Genomic DNA, 26,551 nt, shown 5'->3' on the forward strand with positions numbered 1-26,551 from the left:
TAAATCTTTTAAATCGGATTTAAATACAGTAACAGATATTATTTTTATATTTCTAGTACTGTATTTTTTTCTCTCACAAATTGAAGCACCAAACAGTTAATAATATGAAAGAACTTATTAACTAACGACTTATTATGTTTGCTAGTTCAATAACAAACGTATTTCTTATAAATTAAAAAGTATGACCCAATAGAAATATAATTGGGTCATACTTTAGTATCTTAAATACTATTTAAATGCCTAACATCATTGTTACTATTTAACAATAGTTAACAATGAACCGTTTTCATCAATAAAAATTATCCTCGTGCTAATAATAAGTTAAATAAACCGCCCATTGTTTTATCCGATAATTCGATTTCTTTACCAGCTTCTGTCACTTTAGTAATTTCATAATAATCTTCAAATTCGGGTACTTCTAATTCCATCATCGCAACAAAAGCAGCAGCTGTTTTGTAAGTTGCTTGTAATTCTTCTCCATGAATGTAATTAATAACTAGCATAATTGTATCCCCTTATTGTTTTCTTTAAATAAGTTCCGTTTTTTTTATATCATCAACCGTTTTTGTTCCAGCTAATTGCATATCAATTGTTAATTCCTTAGCTAAATGTTCAAAGACTGATTGAACGCCTTTCGCACCACCCAAATGAAGCCCATAAACCATTGGACGGCCAATGGCAACGACATCCGCCCCACTAGCAAGCGCTTTAAATATATGTGAACCACGACGAACGCCACTATCAAAGACAATTGGCACTCGTTTATTGACCTTCTTAGCAATTAACTCAAGAACATCAAACGATGCAGGTCCGCCATCTAGTTGCCGACCGCCATGATTTGAAACCCAAATACCTTTAGCTCCAGCTTCAATAATAGCATCAACATCCAATGGTGATTGAATACCTTTAACGAAAACGGGTAAGTCAGTATAATCAGAAATACTCTTAATATCTGCTAAACTCAATGTTTGTTTAGCATTAGCATAAATAGCTGCGATTCCTTGTCCTTCACCTTCACCATATTCAGCTAAATTAGCCATTGGTTGAGGGAAGATAAATTTATTAATACTATCAGCTTCACGATTACCACCTAGTGTTGAATCAGCTGTTAATATGATAGCCTTCATCCCCACTTCTTTGGCTTGATCTAATAAAAAATGATTAAATTTATCATCTTTACTCATATACAATTGGAAAAATTGAGGTCCACCAGTTCCTCCATTATATGTTTCTGAAATCGTTTTATTTGAATACGTACTAAGCGACATAATTGAACCAACTGCGGCCATCCCCTTAGCAGTATCAATTTCACCTTGTTCATGGGCTAGCCCCTGTGCCGCAACTGGAGCTGCTATCATTGGCATTTGTAAATCAATACCCATAAATGTTGTTGATAAATCCGGATTTTCGATATTTTGTAAAACTCGAGGTGAAATTTGCTTATGATTAAATGCACTTGTATTTTCGCGTAACGTCCATTCATCCTCAGCTCCACCAGCAATATACCCAAATGCACCCTTTTCCATACGTGCTTCCACTAATTTTTCTAATGATTGAACATTGGTGATTTCAATCGAATGTTCTTCTTGACTTGCTTGATATCCCATAATTGTATCCCCCTATACTATTTATACTTGTAGTGTAGCCCTTAATAATAAATACTGTCATCAATAACACTTACTATATGTCAATAACGGCTATATAATTATTCAATCCATACAACAATGGCTAATCAAAGAATTACTAATTTGATATTAACTATTTTGGTCGAATTAATTTATATTGCTCTCCTAAGTTAGCGTATTCTGGTCCAGCCAGCCTCGCCACTGGATCTAATTTTTTAGCATTAATATACATTTTTTCTTTATCCAAAACATCATCTTCTATGTGAAAACAAACCACTTCAAGAATAAATAAATCCGTAATAATCTTACCATCATCCATAATAGGAACATACTGGTTCAATATAACTTCAAACCTCGCTTTAACACCATCAATCCCTGGCACCAATACCTTATTACTAGGAACCGTTGTTAATTTCAATTCGGAAACTTCACTCTCGTCTAGTCCAAAACTAGCAGCGCTCTGATTAACAAATTCCATTAATTCACGTGTTGGTAATTGGACCACAGCCTGTTTCGAACTAACTAAATTAGCCGCGGTGTGTTTCATTTCACCATTTCTACGTCGATTAATTGATATCGACATTAATGGCAACGTATCCGATACAACACTAAAAAAACTAAACGGAGCTAAATTAATTAGTCCCGTCTCATTTACAGTAGTAACCCATGCTATGGGTCTCGGAATTAATGTACCAGACATTAATTTGTACTGATTTTTAGCCGATAATTCGTTACTATTAAATGAAATCATCTTATATTATTCCTCAATTTTTAATCTATTGGTCTTATCTAACCATTGTTTAGCATTCCGTAATTCTAATTCTGAAATTTGATGTGATTGTTCAGCCTCAAAACTGGTAAATTCAATATTAAATTCTCGACAAAACTTCTTTAGTTCATCAAAATTTGATTTTGAAACAATTGGATCTAAAAATCCATATGAACCCCAAATTTTAATATCACTTAAGTCGACAGTCGCTTTAATATTTTCCGATAACACCATAGGATGTAGTAAAACAGCTGTTTTAAATAGTGCCTGTTCCGTTAATAATGAATGGAAGGCAACGTTAGCCCCATTAGAATAACCTAGGACAATTAATTTTTCTGGATCAAAAGCGTACTTCACAGCTAACTCATTAATTACAGTCATTAACCAATTTGTCTCTACAGATAAACTATTTAAATCGAAATCACCATCCGGTAAATGTGCAAAATAGCGTGTTAAACCATTCTCTATTAACCGTCCACGAATGCCAATTTTAGGACTATCTGGAGCCAAAAAATCTGCAATTGATAGTAAATCTGATTCCGTTCCACCAGTTCCATGCAACATTAAGATTGTCGCATTGCCAACCCTACCAGCTTTATAAGATGTAATTGCTTCTGCCATATCTATAACTTCTTGTCTGAATTGAAATTAACTAAGTGAGCTTCAATATCTGCACGTTGGTCTTCTAAAAATGGTGGTAACTCTAGGTGAATACCAGCTTCTTCATATGTTTCATCTTGCAAGAATCCAGGACCATCCGTTGCAATTTCAAATAATACACCTTCACCAGGACGGAAATACTCTGATTTAAAATAGAATCGGTCAACAAAACCTGAATCACGAATACCAACTCTTTGTATTTGTTCAATCCAATAGTTTAATGACTCTTCATCTTCTGTCCTGAAAGCAATATGATGAACTGTTCCATATGCTTGAATCTCATTCGGTAAATCTTGGTCTTCTTCGATAATAATTTGTGCGCCATGTCCACCATCGTTCAATTCATATAATGTACGTTGATTTTCTGTGGCAATTTTATCAAATCCCAATAATTGTCTTAACACAATATCCATACGTTCTGGATAATCCACTGTAATAATTGTTGTTCCTAACCCATTAATTGCGAACATCTTGGGAACCGGACTATATAATTAAGGTGTCCCAGCTTCCACACCATGATTACGTTCGTCAGAAATTAATTGATATTGCTCATGATCAAAATCATAAAAATTCATTGTTTTACTGCCAAAATTCATTTCAATTTCATCATGTTTAATATCATAATCGTCAAATCGTTCTGCCCAAAAATCTAGGGCATCATCGCTAGGAACTCTAAATCCAATTCTCGAAATACCATTTTTTCCTTTTGTGCCTTGAAATAAACCCGGAAAATCAAAAAAGGTAATATCGGTTCCTGCCGATCCCATATCATCCGTAAAGTATAGATGATAGGTTCTAACATCATCTTGATTTACTGTTTTTTTAATTAAATGTAATCCTAATATTTCTGTCATAAAATGAAACATTTTTGGTGAACTTGAAGTAATAGCTGTAATATGATGTAATCCTAATAATTTAGTGTTCATGATTGATACCCCCAATTTATTTAATAAACTTAAATTATCACACTTACTAAAAGTAAGCAATTTATTTAACCTAATTATTTTATACTTAAGTCTGATAACCTTAATCTATACTTTAGAAGATTCATTTATTAAACAAGTTACAAATTCTTGAATTGGCTTTGGTAGTTCGTTTCTTCCAACAAGGTAGAATTCACGCTGATACTGTTTTGATAGTACTTTGACTGGTATCTCTGGGTAATCAGTCAGTGCAGTCTGTGAAACAATTGATTGCCCTATACCTTGTCTGAGCAATTGAATAATTAATGAATTACTTTTAATCGTCATGAAGTGCTCTAACGTTAAATTATTTGCTTTTAAGTAGTTAATTGAATAATGATAAACACCTGATCCATGTTCTCTAAGTAACCACGGCTCATCCTCATTACCAGCCCAAACTAATTGATCAGTCGTCAACGAGTAACGTTTAATATTCTTCTCAGTCAACGGTTTTTCAATAAATCCAAAATCTAACTTATGTTGCTTTAATTGTTCCATAATTTGTGATGAATTAAGAACGCTAACTTCTAATTCTAATCGTTTTAGAGATTCCTTATTTTTGCGTAACAGGTCAGGTAGTAAGTATGCTGCAGTGGTGTGTGAGGCAGCTATTTTACAGGCAATTTTCTGATCAGTTTTTTGATGTTTTAAGGCAAATAAATCTTGCTGCCATAAATCTAGTAATTGCTGTGTTTGCTGGTAAAGTAGCGTTCCACTCTCGGTAGGTACAATTTGTTGTCGGCCATTTCTTTCAAATAACATAACACCTAATGTTTCTTCCAATTGCTTAATTTGAACTGAAATCGTTGGTTGTGATAAAAATAGTAGTTGCGCACTAGTAGTAAAGTTCCTTGTTTCATAAACTGATTTAAAAATTTCTAAATTTTTAAAAATATTAACCACTTCCATTCGTTTTATTAATAGTACTTATTATAAAGATTTATTTTATTAATTAAAAGAAATCAGCTATAGTTAAAGTATTGTTTAGAGAGGATGATCATATTGAAAAAAATAACTAACTTACTACCAGGATTTATCGTTGCCTTACTAATTGGGCTTGCCAGCTATTTTATTGCTAAACTTTGGTTGCCCATGTTAGGTGGTGCAACTATTGCTTTATTCATTGGAATCATTTTAGGTAATACTGTTCTACATCAACCCACACTAACGGCCGGAACTAAATTTTCTGAGAAACGTTTATTAGAATACTCAGTTCTTTTGTTAGGTGCGACTATCACATTTCAAAGTATTAAAGAAATTGGTTTAAATGGCTTACTTTTTACTTTTCTTCAAATGAGTATCACAATTATTTTTGCAATTTGGCTAGGTAAAAAATTAGCCTTTGGTGAAGGTACTTACTTATTAATGGCCGGTGGAAATGCTGTCTGTGGTTCATCAGCCATTGGTGCAATTGCCCCAGTTATTGATGCTGATAATGAAGAAACTGGAATTTCAATTACGTTAGTTAATCTAATGGGAACCATTTTAATGTTAACATTACCTATTATTGGAACCCTCCTCTGGGGTGGTAACAATGTTTTCAGAGGTGTCTTAATTGGTGGAACTGTGCAATCTGTTGGGCAAGTAGTTGCAAGTGCAACTATGCTAAATCAGGATGTCATCGTAACTGCTACATTGTTCAAAATATTAAGAATTATTTGTTTAGTATTTGTTATTACTATTTTTAGCTATTTACACAGCAAGAATCAACCTACCCAAAAAGCGTCACAAGTAACAACAAAAAAATCAACTTTAGTTCCTTGGTATGTTATTGGATTTTTAACACTTTGTGTCCTTAATAGTTTACATTTTTTACCTTCACGAATTGGTGAAACTGCACATTTTCTAAGTACATGGTGTGAAATAATCGCCTTAGCTGCTATTGGCCTTCGGTTAAATTTAAAATCACTATTTAGTCAAGGCAAGCGTTTATTACTTTATGCTGGTGGTATTATGCTTGTTCAAGTAGTATTAGCAATCGGTTTAATTACAATTTTATTTTAAAAAAATAATCATATGACCTGGCCATAATATGCCAAAGTCATATGATCATTTTTTTATTCAGATTATAATTTAAAGATGCGTTCTTGCCGGTCAAAACTCTGATCAGCAAACCAACCTTCCAACAATGTTAATTGCTGCCGTTCAAAAATGATTTCCTTATTTTTAGCCAAGCACTTAATCACATGTCCGGCTGTTTCACGAGTAGTCCCGCTAACTAACGCTAGCTCTTTAATCGTGACACGATAAGGAATAACGACATGCTTTTCTGTGAAATCAGCACCTAATTGTTCTGCTAAAATATTGATAGCTTGTACAATTCGATCATGAGCACTAGACGTTACCATTCTTTGCACTTGATTCTCTGTAGCGCTTAGAATTGTTGACATCTCCCTTATTGATCGAGTAGCCATCAGAATATTTTGCTTCAATATCCGTTCAACTAAGGCCATTGGGAAATAGACGATTTGTATATCCGTCATGGCTCTCGCTAAATAAGGGTAATTTTTATCACTTAGTAAGCCTCGATACGGAAATCCTAAGTCATTTTTGATATATGAATAAAATCCAAAGTCGCCATCAATATCAAATCGTTCAACCCGTATTACGCCTTCTATTAAAAAATAAAAACGTGTACGTTGATCATTTTCGTCAAAAAGAACCTGACCTTTTTGGAACGATTTGATACTCATGTTGTTCATTAGTAAATTGGCTTCTTCATCAGTAAGTGCTTCAAAATCTGATAATTTTCTTAAATACTGCATATATTGGGGTACTGCTTTAATTTTTTGCATTGTTTGATCCCCTCCACTAATTACTAACTCCCTAAACTCTCTCCTTTATCATTTTAACATGGATATTCCTTGGCCACAATTTACCTTACAACTTTGTTAGCTAGTTCAGCTTAACTATCGCTTTTTATTAACCTTTTACGATAACTGTCCCAGCATCATTATCTAATAATTGACTGATGTTTTCTAAAGATGTCACAATTGCGCGACCCTTTTTACTTGCTTCAACGAATTCAATCGCAGCTTCAATCTTAGGTAACATACTACCTTTAGCGAATTGATCTTCTTTGATATATTCTTTTAATTCAGAAACAGTTACCTGTTCTAATTTTTCTTGATTAGGTTTATTGAAGTTAACATAAACATTATCAACACTCGTCAAAATAATAAGTAAATCAGCATCTACCAATTCAGCTAATTTTTCTGAAGCGAAATCTTTATCAATAACAGCTTCTACGCCATGTAATTTACCGTTTTCTTCAACAACAGGAACACCACCGCCACCAACAGAAATTGAAATAACACCATTTTCTGTTAATTGATCGATTGTTTTGTATTCTTTAATCCCAGTTGGACGTGGTGAAGGAACAACACGACGCCATCCACGACCAGCATCTTCAACAAATGTCATCTCTTCATGTGCAGCCATTTCTGCTTTAGCAGCTGTTTCTGAATAGAATGGACCAACTGGTTTAGTTGGGTTACTAAATGCAGCATCATTTTGATCAACGATAACTTGTGTCACAATAGTTGCAACTTCTTTATTGATTCCTTTTTCAACCAATGCATTATCCAATGCATTTTGCATCCAATAACCAATACTTCCTTGTGTCATTGCAACACAAGTATCTAATGGTAAGGCTGGGTTCTTTTCAGAAACTGCAGCTGCTTGTTGAAGTAATAAGTTCCCAACTTGTGGACCATTACCATGAGAGATAATTAATTTATCCCCTTTTTCAACAAATTTAACAAGATATTCAGCTGTTTCTCGCAATGCTTTTTGTTGTGCCTCAGCACTAGCATCCTTTGATAAAATAGCATTTCCACCTAAAGCAATAACAATTTTTCTTGACATATTAATCGACTCCTCATTTTTTTATTTATTAAACAACCATTTTTCCTGAAGCAATTAACCAAATACCAATGCAAGCACCAATAATTATAACCAGGGTTATACCTATTTCGCCTTTTGATAAGAATTTTTCACCTTGTGCTACTCTTGCTTTCCCATAGAAGTAAATCCCTGGAATGTAAGCGATTAAACAGAGTAATAAATAACTGATACCGGCCATAATAATCCCGGCAACTTGGAATAATAGCGCAATTAAACCATATACTAATTGTGCTTTATTGCCTTTTTCATCAATATGTTGAATTGAGTATTTAACTTGATACATCGCAACTAAGATATAACAAACAATAATTGAAGCTGTACATAGTGAATAAGCAAAATTATAAGCCTTATCTGTGAATAAAAGCGTGAAAAGGAATAATTGTACTAATCCGCCTGTTACGATTAAAGCAAAAGTTGGTGCTTTTTTATCATTAACTTTACCAAAGTAACCGGGTAATAATTTACTTTTGGCCATTAATAACATTGTTTCTGCTGGAAGCATTGTCCATGATAACCATGCACCCAAAATTGAAACAATTAAGCCAATACCGATAACGTAACCACCAACTGGTCCAACCATTTCAACAGCAATATATAACATTGCTGGTTGATGAATTGAAGCTAATTGTGCTTGTGTCAAAATACCGTATGGTAACATTGAAGCTAAAACGTAAACGACTAATAAACTAATTAAGCCAATGATTGTAGCCTTACCTGCATCAGATTTCTTTTCTGCACGAGAAGACAACATTGATGCCCCTTCGATACCTACAAAGACCCACATCATAACCATCATACATTTTTTAATTTGTGAAGCGACATCGCCAACAACGAAGTTATGACTCATTGTGCCCCAGAAGTTAGCTGTAAAAATATCGATCTTGAATAAGAATATAGCAACAACAATAAATACAAAAATTGGAATTAATTTGCAGACCGTAACAATCGCATTGATTGCTGCTGCACCTTCAATACCGCGATTAACAAAGTATGTTAATCCCCAGCAAAGGATACTTGCAATTAAAATTGAAGGTAGATTTTGTCCTGATTTAAAGATAGGGAAAAAGTAACCAACCGCACTCATCAAGATTGTAGCGAATGCAACGTTTCCTAACCAAGCAGATAACCAGTAACCCCAACCACTGATGAATCCAGCGAATGGTCCAAATCCTTTTTCTGCATAAGTAAAAATACCTTCTAAATCTGGTTCTTTATTTAATAAGTTATTCAATGAAAGAGATAACATCAAAATACCAATTCCGACAATTACCCAACCAATTAGAGCAGGACCGGGTGAAGATGCATTGGCTAAATCAGAGGTTAGTCCGAAGACCCCACCACCAATAGAAGAACTAATAACTAACGCGACTAGCGCCATTAAACTAATTTTTTTAACTGTATGTTTTTCGTCCATAATTTAACTGCCTACTTTCTTTATTAAAAATAAAAAGGGACCTAATCTAAAGTCTTGCTCCAGATTAGTCCCCCTAATGACAGCCTATTTTTTTGCAGAGACACTTCCCTGTTAAGTTACTTTCACCGTTAAAAACAAACTATCATAATGTTATTAAACGCGTGGAATGAATAAGTTTCCTGCAGTTGCAGCCATAATTGCTTTGATTGAATGCATTCTGTTTTCTGCTTCTTCAAATTGACGCGCATATTTACTACGGAATGCTTCGTCAGTAATTTCCATTTCTTTAACACCATATTTTTCGAACATTTCTTTACCATATTCAGTTTCAATGCCATGGAATGCTGGTAAACAATGCATGATGATCATATTTTCATTACCAGTCTTTTTAACCATGTCCATGTTTAATTGGTATGGTTTCAATGTGTTAATACGTTCTTCGAATTTATCTTCTTCACCCATTGATACCCAAACATCTGTGTAAAGAATATCTGAACCTTTAACCCCTTTATCAACGTCTGAAGTAATCATGTTCTTGCTTCCTGATTTTTTAGCAAATTCAGCAGCAAATTTTTGAACTTCTTCAGTTGGTTGTAATGAGTCAGGTGCAACGATATGAATATTTACACCTAACATTGATCCAGTTACCAAAAGGCTGTTAGCCATATTGTTACGGCCATCCCCAACGTATGTTAATGTGATGCCTTTTAATTTGCCAAAGTTTTCTTTAACAGTCATAAAATCAGCAATCATTTGTGTTGGATGCCATTCATCAGTTAAACCATTCCATACAGGAACGCCTGAGAATTTAGCTAATCCTTCAACAACATCTTGGCTGAATCCACGGAATTCAATACCGTCGAACATACTACCTAATACTTTAGCTGTATCTTCAACTGATTCTTTTTTACCTAATTGAATATCATTTTTTCCAAGAAATTCAGGATGAGCACCTAAATCAACTGATGCTGTTGTGAAAGCAGCACGTGTTCTTGTTGAATTTTTTTCAAAAAGTAAGGCAATATTCTTACCTTGAAGATATTTATGAGGGATTCCACGTTTTTTCAAATCTTTTAAATGAATTGAGAAATCGATTAAATATTCTAATTCTTCTGGAGTAAAATCTTTTTCTGCTAAAAGACTGCGACCTTGAAAGACTGTGTTTGACATATTAATTTCCACCTTTTTTAAATTTTATTTTTTTAAGTCTTCACGAACGATAGGCATACTCATACAACGTGGACCACCACGACCTCGTGATAATTCGGCTGAAATAACTTCAATAACTTTAATTCCATAACTTCTTAGGACTTCATTTGAAACGTAGTTACGATTATAAGTTACAACTGTATTAGGAGCGATTGCCAATGTATTTGAACCATCATTCCATTGTTCACGAGGTGCAACTACTGCATCGCCGTTACCAACTGGAATTAAGATAAGTTCTGGTACTTTTAAGACTTCACGTAAGACATTTTGTAAGTCTGTACGATGTGAAATGTTAATGTGGTTATCTTTACCTGGTTCTAAGATAAATGTATCAACGTTTCCGCCATTATCTTGGATTCCTGGATGAATTGTAAATTTATCGTAATCAATCATTGTGAACACTGTATCCAAATGCATCATTGCACGGTTATTAGGGATTTTAATTGCTAGAATCTTATCAAAGCCACTGTGTTTTGCAAATAATACTTGTGCTAATTCTTCGATTGAACGAGCTGAAGTACGTTGCGAAATACCAATTGCAAGAACGTGGTCGTTTAAAATTAATTCGTCTCCACCTTCCATACGGTCGAGATGGTTACGACTACGCCATACGTTTACGCCTTTATTAGCAAAACGTGGATGGTATTCCATAATGTATTCCATAAATAATGATTCGCGACGACGTGCAGCGAATGTCATACGGTTAATTGTTAAACCATCACCCATTGATGCTGCTGGGTCACGTGTAAAGTAAAGGTTAGGCATTGGATCCATAAAGAATGGATAGTCTTCAGAAGAACTTAAATCAACTAAAGCATTTGACTTGTAATCGATTTCATTTGTTCTAACGCCAGCCATAATTTTATCAACCATATCTTGTGTTTCCATTGAAAGTAAATATTCTTTCAATGCAGCATGGAGTGTGCTAGAAACTAAACCTGATTCATCTAACATTTTTTCCAAGAATTCTTCTTTTACATTTCCTGCATCTAAAGCTTCTGCAGCCAATGTTTCAAGATAAATTGTTTCAACGCCATTGTCTTGCAATGTTTTTGCGAAAAAATCATGTTCTCTTTGAATTTCAGGTAAGTATGGAATATCGTCAAATAAAAGACGACCCATGATATCTGGTGTTAAGTTTTCAACTTCTTTACCGGGTCTCTTTAACAAAACTGTTTTAAGAGTTCCGATTTCTGATGTTACGTGTACTGGACTTGTCATAATGATTACCTCCCATATATTTATTACATGCATAGCATAACAGGAATAATTAGCCTATATTAGTAAACGCTTACACCTATAATGTGAACTATTTCTCATTATGAGGATTCTTACGGTTCAATATCGTATATTACATTTATAAAACGCTTCCACTACCGTGTTTTTAAAATTATTAAATGAGAAACATTAAAAGTACATTATTTTTATGATAATTCTTACTTTAATAAATTAAGACTTGTAATACTAAGAGTGCACCACCAAATAATAGAACAAAGACAACGACGGGCCAAACGAATTTTACCCAGTGCGAATATCTGATATTTAACATTTGAAGTGTTGCCATAACTAACCCTGTTGGTGCTAAGAAAAGCATTGCATACTGTCCAAATTGATAAGCAGAAACGACAATAAATCTTGGAATATCTGCAGAATCAGCTAATGGCGCAAATATTGGCATTGCTAAAACGGCTAATCCGGATGAAGAAGGTACGATAAATCCAAGGAAGAAGAAAATAACCATCATGATAATTATGAAAATTGGTCCACTTACGCCAACAACTAAAGATGACGCATATTGAAGAATGGTATCTGAAATCAATCCTTGATTTAACACGATATTTATCCCTCTGGCAAGTCCAATAATAAATGACACCCCAACTAAACTAGATGCACCACTGACAAAAGCATCAATGACACCCTTTTCACCTAGACCATCTCGACCTGTACCTGTTAAGAACATAATGGCGATAGCAAATACCAAGAATGAAGATGCCATCGTTGGGAACCACCAACCTTTTGCCATAACGCCCCAAACCATGATTGGGAATGTCACAACAAATAATAATAGAATAATTTTCTTACGAATAGTGAAAACTGATTTATTACCACCTTCACCTGAAGATACTGACCATAATCGATTAAAGTCTTTACTATCTTCATAAGTAATTGAAGCTGTTGGATCATCCTTAACCTTTTTACTATAACGTCCTAAATAAATAATTAAGAAAATAGACCCGACAATCAAACCAACAATCCGCCAAATCATACCTTGCGTAAAATCAATTCCGGCTGCATTTGACGCAATAACAACTGAGAACGGATTAATCGTAGAGAATGTGGTCCCAATAGAACTGGATAAGAAAATTGCCCCCACGCAGACTATCGAATCATAGCCCATCGCGATAAATACTGGTACCAATATTGGATAGAAGGCCACTGCCTCTTCTTCAATCCCGCAAAGAGTTCCGCCTAAAACCATTAAAATTGAAACAAAGAAAATTGATAAAAATTCATGACCTTTGGTTTTCTTAGTTAGCGCAATTAAACCTGATTCAAACGCGCCGCTGACTTTAACAACACCAATTAAACCACCCAGGACTAAAATAAAGACCATAATATCTACGGCTTCAATTGTCCCGTTAACCATACTATTTGTGATATCAGCTGGTCCTGCCGGATTTTGCTTCAATCGCTGATATGTATTAGGTATTGATACTGCTGCCGTAATACCACCTGATGTAAATTGTTTAATATCAATTTTGACATGAAGTTTATCCAATTGATTTTGTGTCGCAGGAACTTTTTTTACATTCCCATGCGCATCGGTAATTTTTAATTCCGTACTTGCCTGATCATAAGATAATTTAGAGTAAGAGCCCGCTGGAATAATCCATGTTGCCATAACTGCAACAATCGTTAATATAAATAAAATAACAAAAGCGCCGGGCATTTTTAACTTAAATTTCTTTTTAGGTACCTTTTCCATTGTTGTCGTTGAATCCATTATAATTTCCTCCTTTAATTGTTTTATACCAAATAGATAGCGGCGTTATCCTTTTACTGTATTTTTATCATGACACCCTCCTCTGCCGGTCGTTTCGCTTGGAGTATATCAACAGTCTACAGTTTCTGGTGTGAAATCGGTTACATTAAAAGTGTGAACCAGCTCACACTTTTTGATTTATCATCTAATTTTACTTTCCACAAAAAGAGAGATAAAAAGTAACTTGTAAATCTACTTTTTATCTCTCTTTGATGCACTAAACTTATTCATGTAATGCTTGTGACAAGCGTTTTAATCCTTCTACTAAAACGGATTCTTTAGCACAGTAACCTAATCTTGCATGTCCTGGCACACCAAATCGGCTTCCAGGTACTAATAAAACCCCATAATCTTTTAATAATTTTTGACAAAATTGTTCATCATCTTCAATTGTTTCAAATTTTATAAATGAAGTCGAGACAGATTTTGGCACTACTAAGCTAACTGCTGGCTCATTTTCCACCCAATCACTTAAAATTTTTAAATTTCGTTTCACAATTTGTCGATTTCTATCCAATACTAATTCTTTATTTTTTAAAATATGAACAGCCATTTGGTCATTAAATACACCTGCACAAATCATCGTATAATCACGGTATTTTCTAAAAATATCTGTAACAGCTGGACTAGCAACCGTCCAACCGATTCTAATACCGGGAGTTGAATAGGTTTTTGATAAACTATTCGTCGCAATACCTTTGTCATATAAATCAACAATTGAACTTACGTCCGTTGTATCATCTAAAGGTAAATAGACCTCATCAACTAATACATATGCGCCGACTTCTTTTGCAATTTTAACGATTTCAGTCATTAGTTTAGTTTCAATTACTGTTCCCGTTGGGTTATTCGCATTATTTAAACAAATCATTTTAGTATCTGGTCGAATAATTGCTCGTAATTCATCCAAATCAGGCATCCATTGATTTTTTTCAGAAATATTCCAAAAATCGACTTCAGCTCCTAATGATTTAGGAATATCATAGAGTTGCTGATAACTAGGATACATAGAAATCACATGATCACCAGGTTCAATCAACGCGTATAGTGCCAGTTGATTTGCTCCTGTTGCACCATTAGTTTGTAAAACTTGTTCCGGCGAAACCGCTTTATAAAGTTTGCTAACCTCTGCTTTAAAAGCTGGGGACCCCTCAATCCAACCATAATTCATCTTTTGTGCATCTAAATCACGATAAAAATCCTGACCATTTTCTTGACCAATATTTAATAATTCGTTCATTGTCATCGATGAAACCGTTCTTTGTGCAATATCATACGTAGCTTTAGATTCATAGACATTTAACCACTCTTCAACGCCAAATCCTGCAATTTCCATAAGTTATCATTCTCCAATCTATATTATTTGTCTTAACGTCCTAAATAATAACAGAAATTAAAAATTAAGCCAGTGTCTGTTTAAATATATTAAAATGACAAATCTGAACTTTTAATTTTATAACATAAAAAATCTGTTGCCAGTAATAGGTTTTCCTATCATCAACAACAGATATTACAGTTTTTAATAAATTATCTAATCTACTAAGGTAAATCCAAATGTGCTACCCAGCGCTTGGATTTTTTTTAACATTAACTTAGGGATACTAGGATCACTCATCGATAACGTTAATTGCCATTTTTCTTGATTTAGCAAATTAGGATTTGCAACTAATGCTGACCCAACAGCAACTAAATCTAATCCCGATTTTAATGCTGTCGTTGCTCTATCAAAAGTATTTAATGAGCCGGCTGCCACGATTGGTACCCGTTGATTAACTAGTTGAGAAACTCTTTGAATATAGGGTTCACCACCCTTTGGACCATCAGTTAACGCATCACCCAACGAAAGGTGCAAATAACTCACCTGTTTAGCAACTAAATTCGTTATCAAAGCTTCTGTATCTTCTAATTTAAGACCATCTGTTTCACGTTCTTCAAGTGTAATTCGGTAACCGATAATAAATTCTTTAGTCGTATTTTCATCAGCCACTCGTTGAACTTCATCAACTACTGCCATAGCAAATCGTAATCTATTTTCTAATGATCCGCCCCACTGATCAGTCCGATGATTATAGTGTGGTGAAAGAAAATTTTGAATTAGAAATCCATGGGCACCGTGAATTTCAATACCATCAAAACCTGCTTGAATTGCACGTTTAGTTGCTGTTCCGAAAGCCTTTATAACTTGTATTAGCTCTTCTTCTGCCAATTCTCGAGGTGTCTGTGCTGGAGCAAATGGTGTTTTTGGTGCTGGTACTGGACTCGCACTAACAACGTCATGATTTGTAATTAATTCTGGTAATGCCTTATTTCCAGCATGATTTAATTGTAAGATGGCCTTTGCCCCACCGGCCTTAATAGCTGTGGCTAACTTCGTCAAACCTGGTATAAATCGATCTTCATAAACACCAATTTCATGATCAAATCCAACACCATTTTCTTGTACATGGCTCGAACCTGTGATAACCATTCCGACCTGTTTTGCACGTTGTTCGTAATAACTAATTTCTGCTTCAGAAACTGTTTGATCATCGTTACTTGCCCATGTTGTCATAGGTGCCATCACAAGTTTATTTTGTAGGGTTATTTGTTCATTTAAATTGAATTTTTTTCGTAAGTTAATTTGCTTAATCATTATAAAATGTTCCTCCTATATCTAATATAGGTTTATAATAAACCTTCAAGTCGACTTGAAGGCAAGCTTTTTATTTATCGGTCATTTTTAACATCTGTTTTACATGATTTTCGTACGTTTCAATTTTATTATCTAAAAAATTATAAGTATCTTGCATCGCCGCGATTTGTTCACCTAATAATCGTTGCTGTTTAATCAAAATCTGTTTACGTTGCTCTTCAGTGGCCTCACCTTGTTGCGTTAGGTCAGCATATTCTTTTAAAATGTTGATTGAAATCCCCGTTTGACGCATATGTTTTGCAAAATTAACCCATTCTAAATCGATTTCATCATAGTCCCGATACCCGCTTGTATTCCGTGATACAGTGGGAATAAGTCCTACTTCCTCATAATATCGTAACGTCGCAGTCGGTAAATCAAACTTCTCACTTACTTTTTTAATATTCAAAATCAAACACTCCTATTCTCATCTTTTTTAATCTCATTAGACAATTAAGATAAAGGATCAGATTAAATTTTATAATGTTTCACATGAAACATTTACATCATTTTTTCAGCTAAGCAGTTACATTCAACCATTTCTGGTGCATTTTTACTTTTTTCATCAATCACACTTTGTAGTTTCACAATATCTGATTGGCTTAACTCAACTTCACTTAATAAATCGGCAATTGTTGAGCCAATTTTCATTTGGCACATATGTTCAAATAATAACTGACTAACATGATCCATCGTCGTTTGTTCTTCTATTAGGGGTTTGTATATGAATGCTCGGCCCTCTTTATCAGCAGATAATGCACCCTTTTTTACTAATCGACCCAATAATGTTTTTATTGTTGGCATTTGCCAATTCTTTTTTTCTTTTAAATTCTTAAATATTTCATTACTAGTACTCTGACCTAATGTCCAGATAACACGCATAACTTCCCACTCAGCGTCGCTAATTTCAATTATTTTTTTATTATTCATTAGTATTGCCCTTCTTTCATTGGTCTTATGATTACAATTGTAAACTAATGTATTTAACCCGTCAATAAGCTATCTTTCAAATTAGTATAATCGGTTAAATACTCATTATTAACTAATACTATCTCATTTTTTAATATTGATTAAACTCATTTGTTTTTGCATATTATTCGTTTCCTTTTTTTAACTTAGCTTTTAAACAAAACAATTGATATACTAGTGTTTATGACTTTAGACTAATTATTTAAGGGGATTTTTTATGACTACTTTTTTTAATCGCTACAAAACATCTTTATTATTACTCTCGGGTCTAATCATAGGTGGGATTGTCGGCTTAATCTTTAAAGAACAAGCTGCTGTCCTTAAACCTTTAGGAGATCTTTTTCTAAATCTAATGTACATGATTTTAGTTCCACTTGTTTTTTTCAGTATTTCATCTGCCATCGCAGAAATGTCTGAAATGAAACGACTTGGTAAAATCATGATTACAACATTAATTGTCTTCCTAACAACGGCTTTCATTGCTGGTGTTATTGGGTATATCGGTGTTCGTCTCTTTAACCCTATTCACGGCGTCAACGTTGATACGATTAAAGGTTTGATGGGTACTGTTAAAGATACATCAACAAAATCATCTGGTTTAGAAACATTAGTTAATACATTCACCGTTAATGACTTTTATCATTTATTATCAAAAGATAATATGTTACAACTAATTATCTTTTCGATTTTAATGGGTACAGCTGCTTCAGCAACCGGTAAAGAATCTAGTGTATTTACAAAATTTTTATCAGCTGGAAACGTAGTAGTTATGCGGATGGTTAAATATGTGATGATCTACGCGCCAATTGGTTTAGGTTGTTTCTTTGCCAATATTATCGGTAATTTAGGACCTCAGATTGCTGCCGGATATTTGCGCAGTTTCATTCTTTACTTAGGTATTACAGCTTTCTACTTCTTTGTGATGATGAGTTTCTATGCATTTATCGCAGGTGGCAAAGCCGGTTTTATGATTTTTTGGAAAAATGTCTCAGCTCCTGCTGTTACAGCAATTGCAACAAGTTCTTCAGCTGCATGTATCCCTGTTAACCTAGAGTATTCTAAAAAAATGGGCGTGAGCGAAGATATCGCAAATACGATCATCCCATTAGGTGCAAATACGCACAAGGATGGCTCTGTTATTGGTGGCATCTTAAAAACAACATTTTTATTTGCCGTTTTTGGTAAAGATATCACGAGTTTAAATAATATGATTATGATTATCTGTGTTTCATTCTTGGTTGGTGTCGTGATGGGCGCTATTCCAGGTGGTGGTATGGTTGCCGAAACCTTAATTTGTTCAATCTTCGGTTTCCCAATGGCTGCTCTTCCATTAATTCTAATTATTACAACCATCATTGATATTCCCGCAACTTTATTAAATTCAACAGGAAATACTGCTACTGCAATGCTTGTTACGCGTTTCGTTGAAGGTAAAAATTGGTTAAAAGATTTTATGGCACAATAATAATAACAATCCCCCTATATTAGATACTGAAATATCAGTCTAGTATAGGGGTTTTTTGTAATTAAAAACTGCCCTTTCCAAAATTGGACGGACAGTTTACTATTAATCATCTTCTCTACTTAATTGGTCTCTACCATACTTTATATTTTTTCTTCGCGTATTTTGTGAATCCTCAAATGCTTGACGATATTGACGAAACCATCTAAGTATCGTTCCTTCACTAACGTCGAGTGCCTCTTCAGCATCCTCTGTAAAATTCTCCCACGCATCAGGATCTTGTTGTTTTATTTCTTTTCTAAGTGTCGTAATAATTGGTTTTAATTTTTCTCTATCTTCAGGTGTCATCTCTAAGAATGCCTCAGTACCTTTAGGTTCCATTTGACTAATATTAGTAAATTCACTGTTATCTGCACTATTAGTAATAAATGAACGAATTGGTATGATAATAAAAAAGACTAACGTTATTTTAGGGAAAAACCAGCCTATAAGAATTAAAGCTAATATTAATAATCCGGTTTCTGTGTTATGTCTGCCATAAATGGTTACATATACTTTTTTCATATCAGATTTTTCTGTATATTTTTGATGAATAATTTCTTTTACAATTTCCCTGAATAGATAAATAATTAACAAATATAAAACACCATACATTGTAACCGTTTCTCTGACAGTATCACTTGTCATTAGTCGTGTGAAGGTTGGCATTAACGATAAAAGCATCATTAAGATTAAATCCATCACAATTATTTTATTTGGTACTTCATTTACTTCCGAAAATGCGACCGCATGTTGATACCAGATATTAGCAACAAAACAGAAACTAACAATAAAGATTCCAATGGCTTGAAACAAACCAACAAAGTTAATCTCCCCATTTTTTATCTCAATTGGCATCTCTAATACCATAATGGTTATAATAATGGCTATAATCGCATCACTTAACGTATCCAACCGCTCTTTAATTTTCATATGTACCTCCTTTAAAATACTGCTATATTTAACCTATTTTTTTCTTTTTTTTAGTCGTTCTTCTCGTAAGGCTAATAATTTTGCAGTCGTTGATAAGGACATCGATATTAAAATAAAAAATAAACTAGTTTTGATAACTACTGTTGGTAATGCCCCTCCAACTGATTTAATAACAAGCGTTGATATTGTTAAAAAAACTGTGAAAAAATTTAAAATAAGTAAACTAATATCATATTTTCCCTTAATTTTTAATAAAATATGAGAAAAATAGAAAAAAGCAATACTAATTATCATAAATAAACTATAAATTATAAAAAAGATAATAATAAATACGACTGGTTCTGCTTTTGCAATCTCCATAAAGGAACGATCCGTTGCTATTTCTGACACTGATAAAACTTGTGAAAATAAAAAATAGGTAGCAATCACAAAAATAGCATACGTAATAATCTTTTTAACATTTTTCATCATTTTAGCATCTTTCATTATTCACCATTCCTCTAATCCAAGATTTATAATTATTCTTATATTATATTATTTATGGCTAACAGATCATCAATTTCGTAGGTCGCTTTTATTGATGTCTTATTTTTAATGTTTTTCGGATTGTACCAGACAGTATCAACGTGAACATTGTTCCCACCTTGAATATCTGATGTTAAAGAATCACCAATAATAAGTGCCTTATCGGGATTAAATCCAGCAATATGGTCAAAAGCATAGTTAAAAAAGCCAACCGTTGGTTTTTGATAACCCGTCATTTCCGAAACAAATATTTGCGGAAAGTACTTATCTAACTTTGATTCTGCTAATCGTTTATACTGCATGTTTGCAACGCCATTGGTAATAATCGACAATTGATAGTTAGCTGTATCTATTGATGCCAATAATTCATCTGCGCCCATCATTTTTTCATGTCCGGCAGACAGATTATCTTGATACTGTTTAGCCAACTCTTTACCATCAACTACTCTATTAAACTGTTTTTTGAAAAATATCGCAAACCGATTTTCTAATAATTGATCCCGCTTTAAATTACCACGCTCATATTGGCGCCATAACTGCTGATTAAATTTCAAATAATTTTGTTTTATTTTATCATCTAATGTTATTTTTTGCGTTAAAAAAAGCTTTTCTAGTGCAGCTTTTTCAGTTAACCCAAAATCAAGTAACGTATCATCAATATCAAATAGTAAAAATTCGTAATTTTTCAATTCAATTCTCAACTTTCATTCATGTAATTTAGTTACTGGACATTATCATTTTAACATAAGATTTAAAGTAACAAAAAAGCTTTGAATAAGGAATTATATCCCTATCCAAAGCTTCTTATTTTTATAATTTAAATTTTAGTACCAACCGTTTGATAACCAGAATGATTTTGCAGCACTCCATGAACCATAACGACTTGTTACGTAATTGTTAGCTACTTTTTCTTGGTTTGCAGCTGAGTAATCACCATTTAAATATGATGAACTTAATTGGTATTTACCAATATATTGGCCATTTCTTGCTGAGTATGAACCACCAGATTCTTTGTTAGCAATCCATGCTTTAGCACTTGATGAATCAGTAGTGCTTGCAGTTGCTGTTGACACTGTACTCTTTGGTGCAACTGTTGTTGCTGCTTTAGCAGGAGTTGCAGCTGGTGTTGCTGCCTTAGTAGTTGTTGTATTTGTTGTTGATGCTGTATTTGCTGTTTTAGCAGCTGTATCAGTATTGATTGTTAATTGTTCACCAACATAAATTAAATTAGCGTTACTAATTTTATTTTCTTTAACAATTGCGTTAACACTGACATCATTAGATGTTTTGTTAGCGTAAGTTGCTGAGATGTTATTTAGTGTATCACCTGATTTTACAGTATATACATCAGCATCTGCTGCTTTAACTGCAAGTCCAAGACCTGCTGCTACTGTTGCTACCATTGCTACTGAAAATTTTGTCATCTTTTTATTTAATTTCATTATATTTAGTTCTCCTTTTAAGTTAAACGTTTTTATTTATTTTTTTCTTATTTATCTTACGAGGTTCATACTATCAGTTAGTTTTTACATAAGCATTTCAGTCAAATATCATTATCTTGAAATAATGTAATAAATATCATATTCCGTAATAAATGTAAAATAAATCAAATACACCATTACCTTCTTATTCCCTTAGTGACAGTTAATCTATTAATAATTCGTCTGTAATTTATGTGTCAAAATATAGAGATAAATACGTTGAAAATCAAGTAAAAAGTTTATTTTTTTAATTGATTTATTAAAAAAAGGTATTATCAGCAATGAATATTGCTAATAATACCTTTAAAATTTCACTTGATCGTGCTGTGTCCAAGTATCTAATCGAGCACTTTTGATCACTATTTCATAAATAATCTCATTTTCTATATCTTCTTCCAGTAATCCATCCATAAATCCTGGCACCTGTGCCCGATACAACTCTGCTAGATCTTCTAATTTATATTTTGACCTCTTAACACTTAACCTATTACTAGCAATAGTCATCCCTGTACTCGTTGGAATTGTATTAATAGCTGCTTTACCTAAATCCAATTCAGCAATTTTAGGCGTTTCCGGAGCTGAACCAAAATACCAAACATTTGATTTATCAGGTGAAACAATAAATCGCATCTGACGACTCGATGGCATCCCATCTGCAGTAGCAGTACTCAGGACCATTTGATTTGTTTCACCAATAAATCGTCTAAATTTATCTAACACATTATGTTCTTCCACTTCTGAAGGTGCCCCTTCATCAATAAATGCTAATACCTCATCAACTGTTTTTAACTTAGACTCATTTTGTAGGTAATACAATATTTGTGGGATATACGGTGAAATATCCCGATCTTTATAATAAAACTGTAACCATCTTTTTGAAGCAAGCAGTGGGCCCGCGTACGTTACTCTTAGTTTAGTTTTATACCAACTAATTAAATGTTTTAATGGCCAGTGTTTGAGCATTATTTGCCAAAAGTATGACGTAAATAGAAATAGAATTGCCGCTACCAGTACATTAACTTCTATAATACTGACAACTGACAACATTTTGAATGGCTCAAATGTCATATAAAGTCCTAATAGGATTCCGGTTGATAAAACCGTTAAAAACGTAACTAATCTTCGCTTAAATAATCTTAATTTATGTAACATCAAGCCCGAAATGTCACGTCTTTTCTTCATATTTCTTTCTCGTACAACCATCTCATCTAATAATCTTTTATCCTCTTTAGAAATCATCTTCATCCTCATCTCCAAAGTAATCAAATTGTTGCCTTAATTCAAATGTCCCAATATCGGCATAATCTTGTATGATAATTTTATTTTGACCCTCTCTATGATCTCGTGGCCCATATTTTAAATAGTACATTTCTTCAGCTAAGTCAGTGTGTTTCTTTAATAATTTTGAATCATAACTTTCTATATCATTTTTTAGACGATTATTCGAAAGAATTAAATTATAAATATGCAAAATTAAAAAGAACGCAATAAAAAACAAATAGTATTGTAGGAATGTATTTATAATCGTATCAAAAAGCTCAGTAAATAGTGTTTGATCAATTGGGATTGCCTTATCTTTAAATAAAATCAAGATAACCGTGATACTGATTGGTACTAAGCACGCAATCCAGCCAATTGTTATTAATACTAATTGTCTTAGTTTGAGACTTACATTTTTTTGACCAAAAAACCAATCAATCGTCAATGCGTCTTCATCTACTTCGTTCACAATATAGTCAGGCTTATTTTTTGTCATCATCGTCGCCTCCTAAATCTGTTGTAATACTATCCGAACGTTCAGGTGAATGCCATACGCCACCATCTTCACCCGTAATAATTTTACGCACTGTCGGAATTAACTCAGCTACCATTGTATACGTATTTACCATCCAGTAAATGAGGATATACCACGGCGCAAAAATAACGTATTTTAAAGATTTACCACTATCATTGAAAAATGACGCCATGATTAACTGAATCAAACCAATAATGACCTCTATTGAAATAAATATGCAGGCGAGCGCTAAGTTATTGCTCAACTGTAACCAATCACCATTTACAATACAGATAATTTGAATTGCTAAAAATGCAATCATACTTAACCAATAAAAGACTGACCAAATAACACTTAATCCATAATCAATAATAATAGGTACACTTGAAAATTGTTTAATCGGATGACGTAGAACGCGTAACGTCTTCGTTAGAAGTACATAAACGCCACCAGATGACCATCTATGTCTTTGTTTAATTAGTTCACCTAGCTTTTCAGGTACATCCATAAAGAAGCGAATATGCGGCGCAAAATAAGCCACCCAACCTAATGCCTGCATGTCCCAGGCAATTGCGATATCTTCTGTTGGCTGTTCAGCTTCCCAACCACCAACATCTAAAACGGCTGCTTTTCGATACATTGTATTTGCACCTGAGAAAGCAAATAAACCGCCATAAGATAATTGCGATCTCTTAATTAAGCCAATGATTGAATTTAATTCATTCTGTTGTGCTTCTGCTACAATTGTTGTTTTATTAATTGGTAACATATTCCCAGTGACAGCGCCTAAATTCTTGCCACCTTTTCTTTCAAAATATGACATATATTTCCATAAGGCATCAACTTCTGGTTTTGAATCCGCATCATTGGATAAAATAAATTCGCCTTTAGCAAATGCCAATGCAATATTGAATCCAGCTGCTTTTCCACGATTATTAATAATTGTGATCGTTCTTAAACGTGATTTGAACTCCTCTTGTAGCGTCTCCAAAATCTCACCGGTTTTATCTGTGGAACCATCATTAATTACAATAACTTCATATTTATCTAGAGGATAATTTAACTTAGTCTCTAGATGTCGAATTGTTGCTTCTATTGATTGTTCCTCATTATGAGCAGGTACAAAAATAGAAATGAATGGTTCTCCCTTCTCTAAATATTTAGGGAGCTCCTTCTTCTCCATAAATATTCTATAATAAAGGCTCGATACAATAAAGGCTAGGCCTCCAACGATTGGATACGATACAATCGTGTAAATGAGTACCTTCGTAATATCGTTTAGTACTGTTGCTGTCATATAATGACCCCCAAATAATTGTAGTTAAATAAATAGCTAAAATCCTTTACATACATTGACTTAACGCCCTTTTTAAACTATAACCTCTGTGATTTTAATAATCAAATAAAATATTCTAATACTGGATTACTTTGTCTGTCACTATTTTAAAAATTTAAAAGCTATGCTTTCTTTTTAAAAATGTTTCACATGAAACATTTTTAAGCGATTATTTTTAATTAATTTTCAATTTTATGCTAGTATCAGTATAATTATTAAATATTTATTATGGGGGATATTAATTATGAAACAATCACACTACGATACAATTATTATTGGTGCTGGACCTGGTGGTCTTTCTACTGCTTTTGATTTAAGTAAAAAGCAATCTGTTCTCATTATTGAAAATGATCTTTGGGGTGGTACTTGTCCTAATCGAGGTTGTGACCCAAAAAAAATGCTTTATTCTGCTGTTGAAACTAAACAACGCCAAGAAGCAATGCAAGGCTTCGGACTAACTGGCAGTTCTATCATTGATTGGCCTAAATTAATGGCTTTTAAATCAGCTTATACGGATAAAGTTCCAGCCAATACCCTAGCAGGTTTATCTGCAGCAAATATTAAAACTGTTCACGGATCTGCTAAGTTTATTTCAAAGTCAGAAATTAACGTTAATACTGAAACTTACACTGCCGATAATTTTGTAATTGCGACCGGTCAGTCACCTGTAGTCCCTGATATTCCAGGCAGTCATTTACTAAAAACAAGTACCGATTTTTTATCACTTGAAGAATTACCAGATAAAATAGCTTTTATTGGCGCTGGCTATGTTTCAATTGAGCTTGCTAATATAGCTGCTATTGCTGGCTCAGAAGTTCATATTATTCAACATAATAGTCAAATATTACGTGGATTTCCAATTGAATATACAACCCGTCTCATTGAGAATTTGAAAACTAATGGTGTCCATTTTCACTTTGACACTAATATTACAGAAATAACAGAAGGTCCTTTAGGCTTCCAGATGTTAGACGATAAGGGATTATCTTTAACTGTTGATTTGGCAATTTCAGCTATGGGCCGTCAACCTAACGTTAATACATTAAACCTACCTGCTACAGGTGCTGAATCAGATTCACATGGTATTATTGTGGATTCTCACTTAAAAACGAAAAATGATCGAATTTATGCCATTGGAGATATTGTTTCACGCAAACAACCTAAGTTAACACCTGTTTCAACATTTGAAGGTCATTACGTTGCAGACCAACTACTTAAAAAATCGAATAGTCCAATTGCTTACCCACCAATTCCAATGACTGTCTATGCCAGCCCACAACTATCTCAAGTTGGCATTACGATTGAACAAGCTAAAAATGAACCTGAACATTATGACATTAGAGTACAAGAGACAACTAACTGGTATTCCTTTAATCGAATTAAAGAATCTGAAGCATCTGTGACAACTATCTTTGATAAATCATCCAACTTACTTGTTGGTGCTGTCGCATACACCACAATTGCGGAAGAACTTATCAATTATCTAACACCATTAATTGCTAACAAAACATCAAAAACAGATGTTACTAAACTTATCTTAGCTTATCCGACTCCAGCAAGTGACCTAACCTATTATCTATAAAAAATACGATTAAAAAGGTATCTGCCTTTTTGTAAAAATCCCGCCATGATTATCAGATGAAATATATAATTTCATTCGACAATCATGGCGGGATTTTTTTGCCTAGAGTTAAGTACAGTGCATTTGATAAATTGACATTAATCAAGGAATTTACACTGGGAATCTATTAATAACTTTACAAGCAGATAAAT

25 protein-coding genes and 1 pseudogene are annotated in these 26,551 nt (G+C 33.6%); 3 read left to right on the top strand and 23 right to left on the bottom strand.

The window, feature by feature from the left end; translation table 11 throughout:
- Positions 1-299 precede the first annotated feature (299 nt).
- From AC1RPQ_RS00100 to AC1RPQ_RS00125, 6 genes and pseudogenes are all read right to left on the bottom strand, one after another.
- The gene (locus tag AC1RPQ_RS00100; protein WP_481761119.1) at positions 300-503 is read right to left on the bottom strand and encodes a hypothetical protein; all 204 of its coding nucleotides are present in this window, start codon (positions 501-503) and stop codon (positions 300-302) included.
- A 24-nt stretch (positions 504-527) separates the two neighbouring features.
- The gene (locus AC1RPQ_RS00105) at positions 528-1,607 is read right to left on the bottom strand and encodes a lactate oxidase (RefSeq protein ID WP_481761118.1); all 1,080 of its coding nucleotides are present in this window, start codon (positions 1,605-1,607) and stop codon (positions 528-530) included.
- Between the two features lie 151 nt (positions 1,608-1,758).
- Positions 1,759-2,376 carry a flavin reductase family protein gene (locus tag AC1RPQ_RS00110; protein WP_481761117.1) on the bottom strand — a complete coding sequence of 206 codons (618 nt, stop codon included), beginning with the start codon at positions 2,374-2,376 and terminating at the stop codon, positions 1,759-1,761.
- A gap of 6 nt (positions 2,377-2,382) precedes the next feature.
- Positions 2,383-3,015, bottom strand: a complete 633-nt coding sequence (locus AC1RPQ_RS00115) for an alpha/beta hydrolase (protein ID WP_481761116.1) — start codon at positions 3,013-3,015, stop codon at positions 2,383-2,385.
- Between the two features lie 2 nt (positions 3,016-3,017).
- Positions 3,018-3,980: pseudogene (locus AC1RPQ_RS00120) on the bottom strand (ring-cleaving dioxygenase).
- Between the two features lie 105 nt (positions 3,981-4,085).
- The gene (locus tag AC1RPQ_RS00125) at positions 4,086-4,925 is read right to left on the bottom strand and encodes a LysR substrate-binding domain-containing protein (protein ID WP_481761115.1); all 840 of its coding nucleotides are present in this window, start codon (positions 4,923-4,925) and stop codon (positions 4,086-4,088) included.
- A gap of 84 nt (positions 4,926-5,009) precedes the next feature.
- On the opposite strand from AC1RPQ_RS00125, the gene AC1RPQ_RS00130 reads away from it, so the two are divergent.
- A complete protein-coding gene (locus AC1RPQ_RS00130) occupies positions 5,010-6,020 on the top strand; it encodes a YeiH family protein (protein ID WP_481761114.1) in 1,011 nt (336 codons plus the stop codon).
- A gap of 62 nt (positions 6,021-6,082) precedes the next feature.
- Here the strand turns inward: AC1RPQ_RS00130 and AC1RPQ_RS00135 are convergent, their stop codons facing one another.
- The 10 genes from AC1RPQ_RS00135 to AC1RPQ_RS00180 all read right to left on the bottom strand — a co-directional run bounded on the left by AC1RPQ_RS00135 (position 6,083) and on the right by AC1RPQ_RS00180 (position 17,189).
- A complete protein-coding gene (locus tag AC1RPQ_RS00135) occupies positions 6,083-6,811 on the bottom strand; it encodes a Crp/Fnr family transcriptional regulator (protein ID WP_481761113.1) in 729 nt (242 codons plus the stop codon).
- A gap of 127 nt (positions 6,812-6,938) precedes the next feature.
- Positions 6,939-7,883, bottom strand: a complete 945-nt coding sequence (arcC, locus tag AC1RPQ_RS00140) for a carbamate kinase (RefSeq protein WP_409021884.1) — start codon at positions 7,881-7,883, stop codon at positions 6,939-6,941.
- Positions 7,884-7,911: 28 nt separating this feature from the next.
- Complete coding sequence (gene arcD, locus AC1RPQ_RS00145; protein ID WP_481761112.1) at positions 7,912-9,336, bottom strand: arginine-ornithine antiporter; 1,425 nt, start codon at positions 9,334-9,336, stop codon at positions 7,912-7,914.
- Positions 9,337-9,489: 153 nt separating this feature from the next.
- Positions 9,490-10,506: an ornithine carbamoyltransferase gene (argF, locus tag AC1RPQ_RS00150; protein ID WP_481761111.1), complete on the bottom strand. Its 1,017-nt coding sequence runs from the start codon at positions 10,504-10,506 to the stop codon at positions 9,490-9,492.
- Between the two features lie 24 nt (positions 10,507-10,530).
- A complete protein-coding gene (gene arcA, locus AC1RPQ_RS00155; protein ID WP_409021880.1) occupies positions 10,531-11,766 on the bottom strand; it encodes an arginine deiminase in 1,236 nt (411 codons plus the stop codon).
- A 220-nt stretch (positions 11,767-11,986) separates the two neighbouring features.
- The gene (locus AC1RPQ_RS00160; protein ID WP_481761110.1) at positions 11,987-13,549 is read right to left on the bottom strand and encodes a YfcC family protein; all 1,563 of its coding nucleotides are present in this window, start codon (positions 13,547-13,549) and stop codon (positions 11,987-11,989) included.
- Between the two features lie 262 nt (positions 13,550-13,811).
- Positions 13,812-14,924: an aminotransferase gene (locus tag AC1RPQ_RS00165; RefSeq protein ID WP_481761109.1), complete on the bottom strand. Its 1,113-nt coding sequence runs from the start codon at positions 14,922-14,924 to the stop codon at positions 13,812-13,814.
- 195 nt (positions 14,925-15,119) lie between these two features.
- Positions 15,120-16,220 (bottom strand): NADH-dependent flavin oxidoreductase, encoded by a 1,101-nt coding sequence (locus tag AC1RPQ_RS00170; protein ID WP_481761108.1) that lies wholly within the window; start codon positions 16,218-16,220, stop codon positions 15,120-15,122.
- 70 nt (positions 16,221-16,290) lie between these two features.
- Positions 16,291-16,668: a MerR family transcriptional regulator gene (locus AC1RPQ_RS00175; protein ID WP_481761107.1), complete on the bottom strand. Its 378-nt coding sequence runs from the start codon at positions 16,666-16,668 to the stop codon at positions 16,291-16,293.
- A 92-nt stretch (positions 16,669-16,760) separates the two neighbouring features.
- Positions 16,761-17,189: a CopY/TcrY family copper transport repressor gene (locus AC1RPQ_RS00180; RefSeq protein WP_481761106.1), complete on the bottom strand. Its 429-nt coding sequence runs from the start codon at positions 17,187-17,189 to the stop codon at positions 16,761-16,763.
- A 256-nt stretch (positions 17,190-17,445) separates the two neighbouring features.
- Here AC1RPQ_RS00180 and AC1RPQ_RS00185 point away from each other — a divergent pair, with 256 nt between their 5' ends.
- Positions 17,446-18,693 (top strand): dicarboxylate/amino acid:cation symporter, encoded by a 1,248-nt coding sequence (locus AC1RPQ_RS00185; RefSeq protein WP_481761105.1) that lies wholly within the window; start codon positions 17,446-17,448, stop codon positions 18,691-18,693.
- Positions 18,694-18,795: 102 nt separating this feature from the next.
- Here AC1RPQ_RS00185 and AC1RPQ_RS00190 read toward each other — a convergent pair whose 3' ends face one another.
- The 7 genes from AC1RPQ_RS00190 to AC1RPQ_RS00220 all read right to left on the bottom strand — a co-directional run bounded on the left by AC1RPQ_RS00190 (position 18,796) and on the right by AC1RPQ_RS00220 (position 24,739).
- Positions 18,796-19,662 carry a TMEM175 family protein gene (locus AC1RPQ_RS00190; protein WP_481761104.1) on the bottom strand — a complete coding sequence of 289 codons (867 nt, stop codon included), beginning with the start codon at positions 19,660-19,662 and terminating at the stop codon, positions 18,796-18,798.
- A 33-nt stretch (positions 19,663-19,695) separates the two neighbouring features.
- Positions 19,696-20,148 (bottom strand): hypothetical protein, encoded by a 453-nt coding sequence (locus tag AC1RPQ_RS00195; protein WP_481761103.1) that lies wholly within the window; start codon positions 20,146-20,148, stop codon positions 19,696-19,698.
- Positions 20,149-20,186: 38 nt separating this feature from the next.
- Positions 20,187-20,876 carry a YjjG family noncanonical pyrimidine nucleotidase gene (locus AC1RPQ_RS00200; RefSeq protein WP_481762165.1) on the bottom strand — a complete coding sequence of 230 codons (690 nt, stop codon included), beginning with the start codon at positions 20,874-20,876 and terminating at the stop codon, positions 20,187-20,189.
- 135 nt (positions 20,877-21,011) lie between these two features.
- Complete coding sequence (gene apf, locus AC1RPQ_RS00205; RefSeq protein WP_481761101.1) at positions 21,012-21,629, bottom strand: aggregation-promoting factor; 618 nt, start codon at positions 21,627-21,629, stop codon at positions 21,012-21,014.
- Positions 21,630-21,971: 342 nt separating this feature from the next.
- Positions 21,972-22,907: a pyridoxamine 5'-phosphate oxidase family protein gene (locus AC1RPQ_RS00210; RefSeq protein ID WP_481761100.1), complete on the bottom strand. Its 936-nt coding sequence runs from the start codon at positions 22,905-22,907 to the stop codon at positions 21,972-21,974.
- A complete protein-coding gene (locus tag AC1RPQ_RS00215) occupies positions 22,897-23,424 on the bottom strand; it encodes a hypothetical protein (protein ID WP_481761099.1) in 528 nt (175 codons plus the stop codon). The genes AC1RPQ_RS00210 and AC1RPQ_RS00215 overlap by 11 nt, the downstream gene beginning before the upstream one ends.
- Positions 23,411-24,739, bottom strand: coding sequence for a glycosyltransferase family 2 protein (locus AC1RPQ_RS00220; protein WP_409021868.1), 1,329 nt, complete (start codon positions 24,737-24,739; stop codon positions 23,411-23,413). The genes AC1RPQ_RS00215 and AC1RPQ_RS00220 overlap by 14 nt, the downstream gene beginning before the upstream one ends.
- A 283-nt stretch (positions 24,740-25,022) precedes the next feature.
- On the opposite strand from AC1RPQ_RS00220, the gene AC1RPQ_RS00225 reads away from it, so the two are divergent.
- On the top strand, positions 25,023-26,360 hold the full coding sequence (locus AC1RPQ_RS00225; protein ID WP_481761098.1) for a dihydrolipoyl dehydrogenase family protein: 1,338 nt from the start codon (positions 25,023-25,025) through the stop codon (positions 26,358-26,360).
- The last annotated feature ends 191 nt before the right edge of the window (positions 26,361-26,551 follow it).

It is taken from the genome of Dellaglioa sp. CoH-57-MRSF-21 (genome assembly GCF_056781915.1).

Bases quoted from the DNA above. Each gene is read 5' to 3' on its own strand.
- apf (WP_481761101.1), bottom strand. From the start codon at position 21,629: ATGAAATTAAATAAAAAGATGACAAAATTTTCAGTAGCAATGGTAGCA.
- AC1RPQ_RS00180 (WP_481761106.1), bottom strand. From the start codon at position 17,189: ATGAATAATAAAAAAATAATTGAAATTAGCGACGCTGAGTGGGAAGTT.
- AC1RPQ_RS00210 (WP_481761100.1), bottom strand. From the start codon at position 22,907: ATGATTTCTAAAGAGGATAAAAGATTATTAGATGAGATGGTTGTACGA.
- AC1RPQ_RS00100 (WP_481761119.1), bottom strand. From the start codon at position 503: ATGCTAGTTATTAATTACATTCATGGAGAAGAATTACAAGCAACTTAC.
- AC1RPQ_RS00170 (WP_481761108.1), bottom strand. From the start codon at position 16,220: ATGATTAAGCAAATTAACTTACGAAAAAAATTCAATTTAAATGAACAA.
- AC1RPQ_RS00160 (WP_481761110.1), bottom strand. From the start codon at position 13,549: ATGGATTCAACGACAACAATGGAAAAGGTACCTAAAAAGAAATTTAAG.
- AC1RPQ_RS00110 (WP_481761117.1), bottom strand. From the start codon at position 2,376: ATGATTTCATTTAATAGTAACGAATTATCGGCTAAAAATCAGTACAAA.
- AC1RPQ_RS00185 (WP_481761105.1), top strand. From the start codon at position 17,446: ATGACTACTTTTTTTAATCGCTACAAAACATCTTTATTATTACTCTCG.
- AC1RPQ_RS00215 (WP_481761099.1), bottom strand. From the start codon at position 23,424: ATGACAAAAAATAAGCCTGACTATATTGTGAACGAAGTAGATGAAGAC.
- arcA (WP_409021880.1), bottom strand. From the start codon at position 11,766: ATGACAAGTCCAGTACACGTAACATCAGAAATCGGAACTCTTAAAACA.
- AC1RPQ_RS00195 (WP_481761103.1), bottom strand. From the start codon at position 20,148: ATGAAAGATGCTAAAATGATGAAAAATGTTAAAAAGATTATTACGTAT.
- arcD (WP_481761112.1), bottom strand. From the start codon at position 9,336: ATGGACGAAAAACATACAGTTAAAAAAATTAGTTTAATGGCGCTAGTC.
- AC1RPQ_RS00165 (WP_481761109.1), bottom strand. From the start codon at position 14,924: ATGGAAATTGCAGGATTTGGCGTTGAAGAGTGGTTAAATGTCTATGAA.
- AC1RPQ_RS00225 (WP_481761098.1), top strand. From the start codon at position 25,023: ATGAAACAATCACACTACGATACAATTATTATTGGTGCTGGACCTGGT.
- AC1RPQ_RS00220 (WP_409021868.1), bottom strand. From the start codon at position 24,739: ATGACAGCAACAGTACTAAACGATATTACGAAGGTACTCATTTACACG.
- arcC (WP_409021884.1), bottom strand. From the start codon at position 7,883: ATGTCAAGAAAAATTGTTATTGCTTTAGGTGGAAATGCTATTTTATCA.
- AC1RPQ_RS00105 (WP_481761118.1), bottom strand. From the start codon at position 1,607: ATGGGATATCAAGCAAGTCAAGAAGAACATTCGATTGAAATCACCAAT.
- AC1RPQ_RS00115 (WP_481761116.1), bottom strand. From the start codon at position 3,015: ATGGCAGAAGCAATTACATCTTATAAAGCTGGTAGGGTTGGCAATGCG.
- AC1RPQ_RS00135 (WP_481761113.1), bottom strand. From the start codon at position 6,811: ATGCAAAAAATTAAAGCAGTACCCCAATATATGCAGTATTTAAGAAAA.
- argF (WP_481761111.1), bottom strand. From the start codon at position 10,506: ATGTCAAACACAGTCTTTCAAGGTCGCAGTCTTTTAGCAGAAAAAGAT.
- AC1RPQ_RS00130 (WP_481761114.1), top strand. From the start codon at position 5,010: ATGATCATATTGAAAAAAATAACTAACTTACTACCAGGATTTATCGTT.
- AC1RPQ_RS00190 (WP_481761104.1), bottom strand. From the start codon at position 19,662: ATGAAAATTAAAGAGCGGTTGGATACGTTAAGTGATGCGATTATAGCC.
- AC1RPQ_RS00125 (WP_481761115.1), bottom strand. From the start codon at position 4,925: ATGGAAGTGGTTAATATTTTTAAAAATTTAGAAATTTTTAAATCAGTT.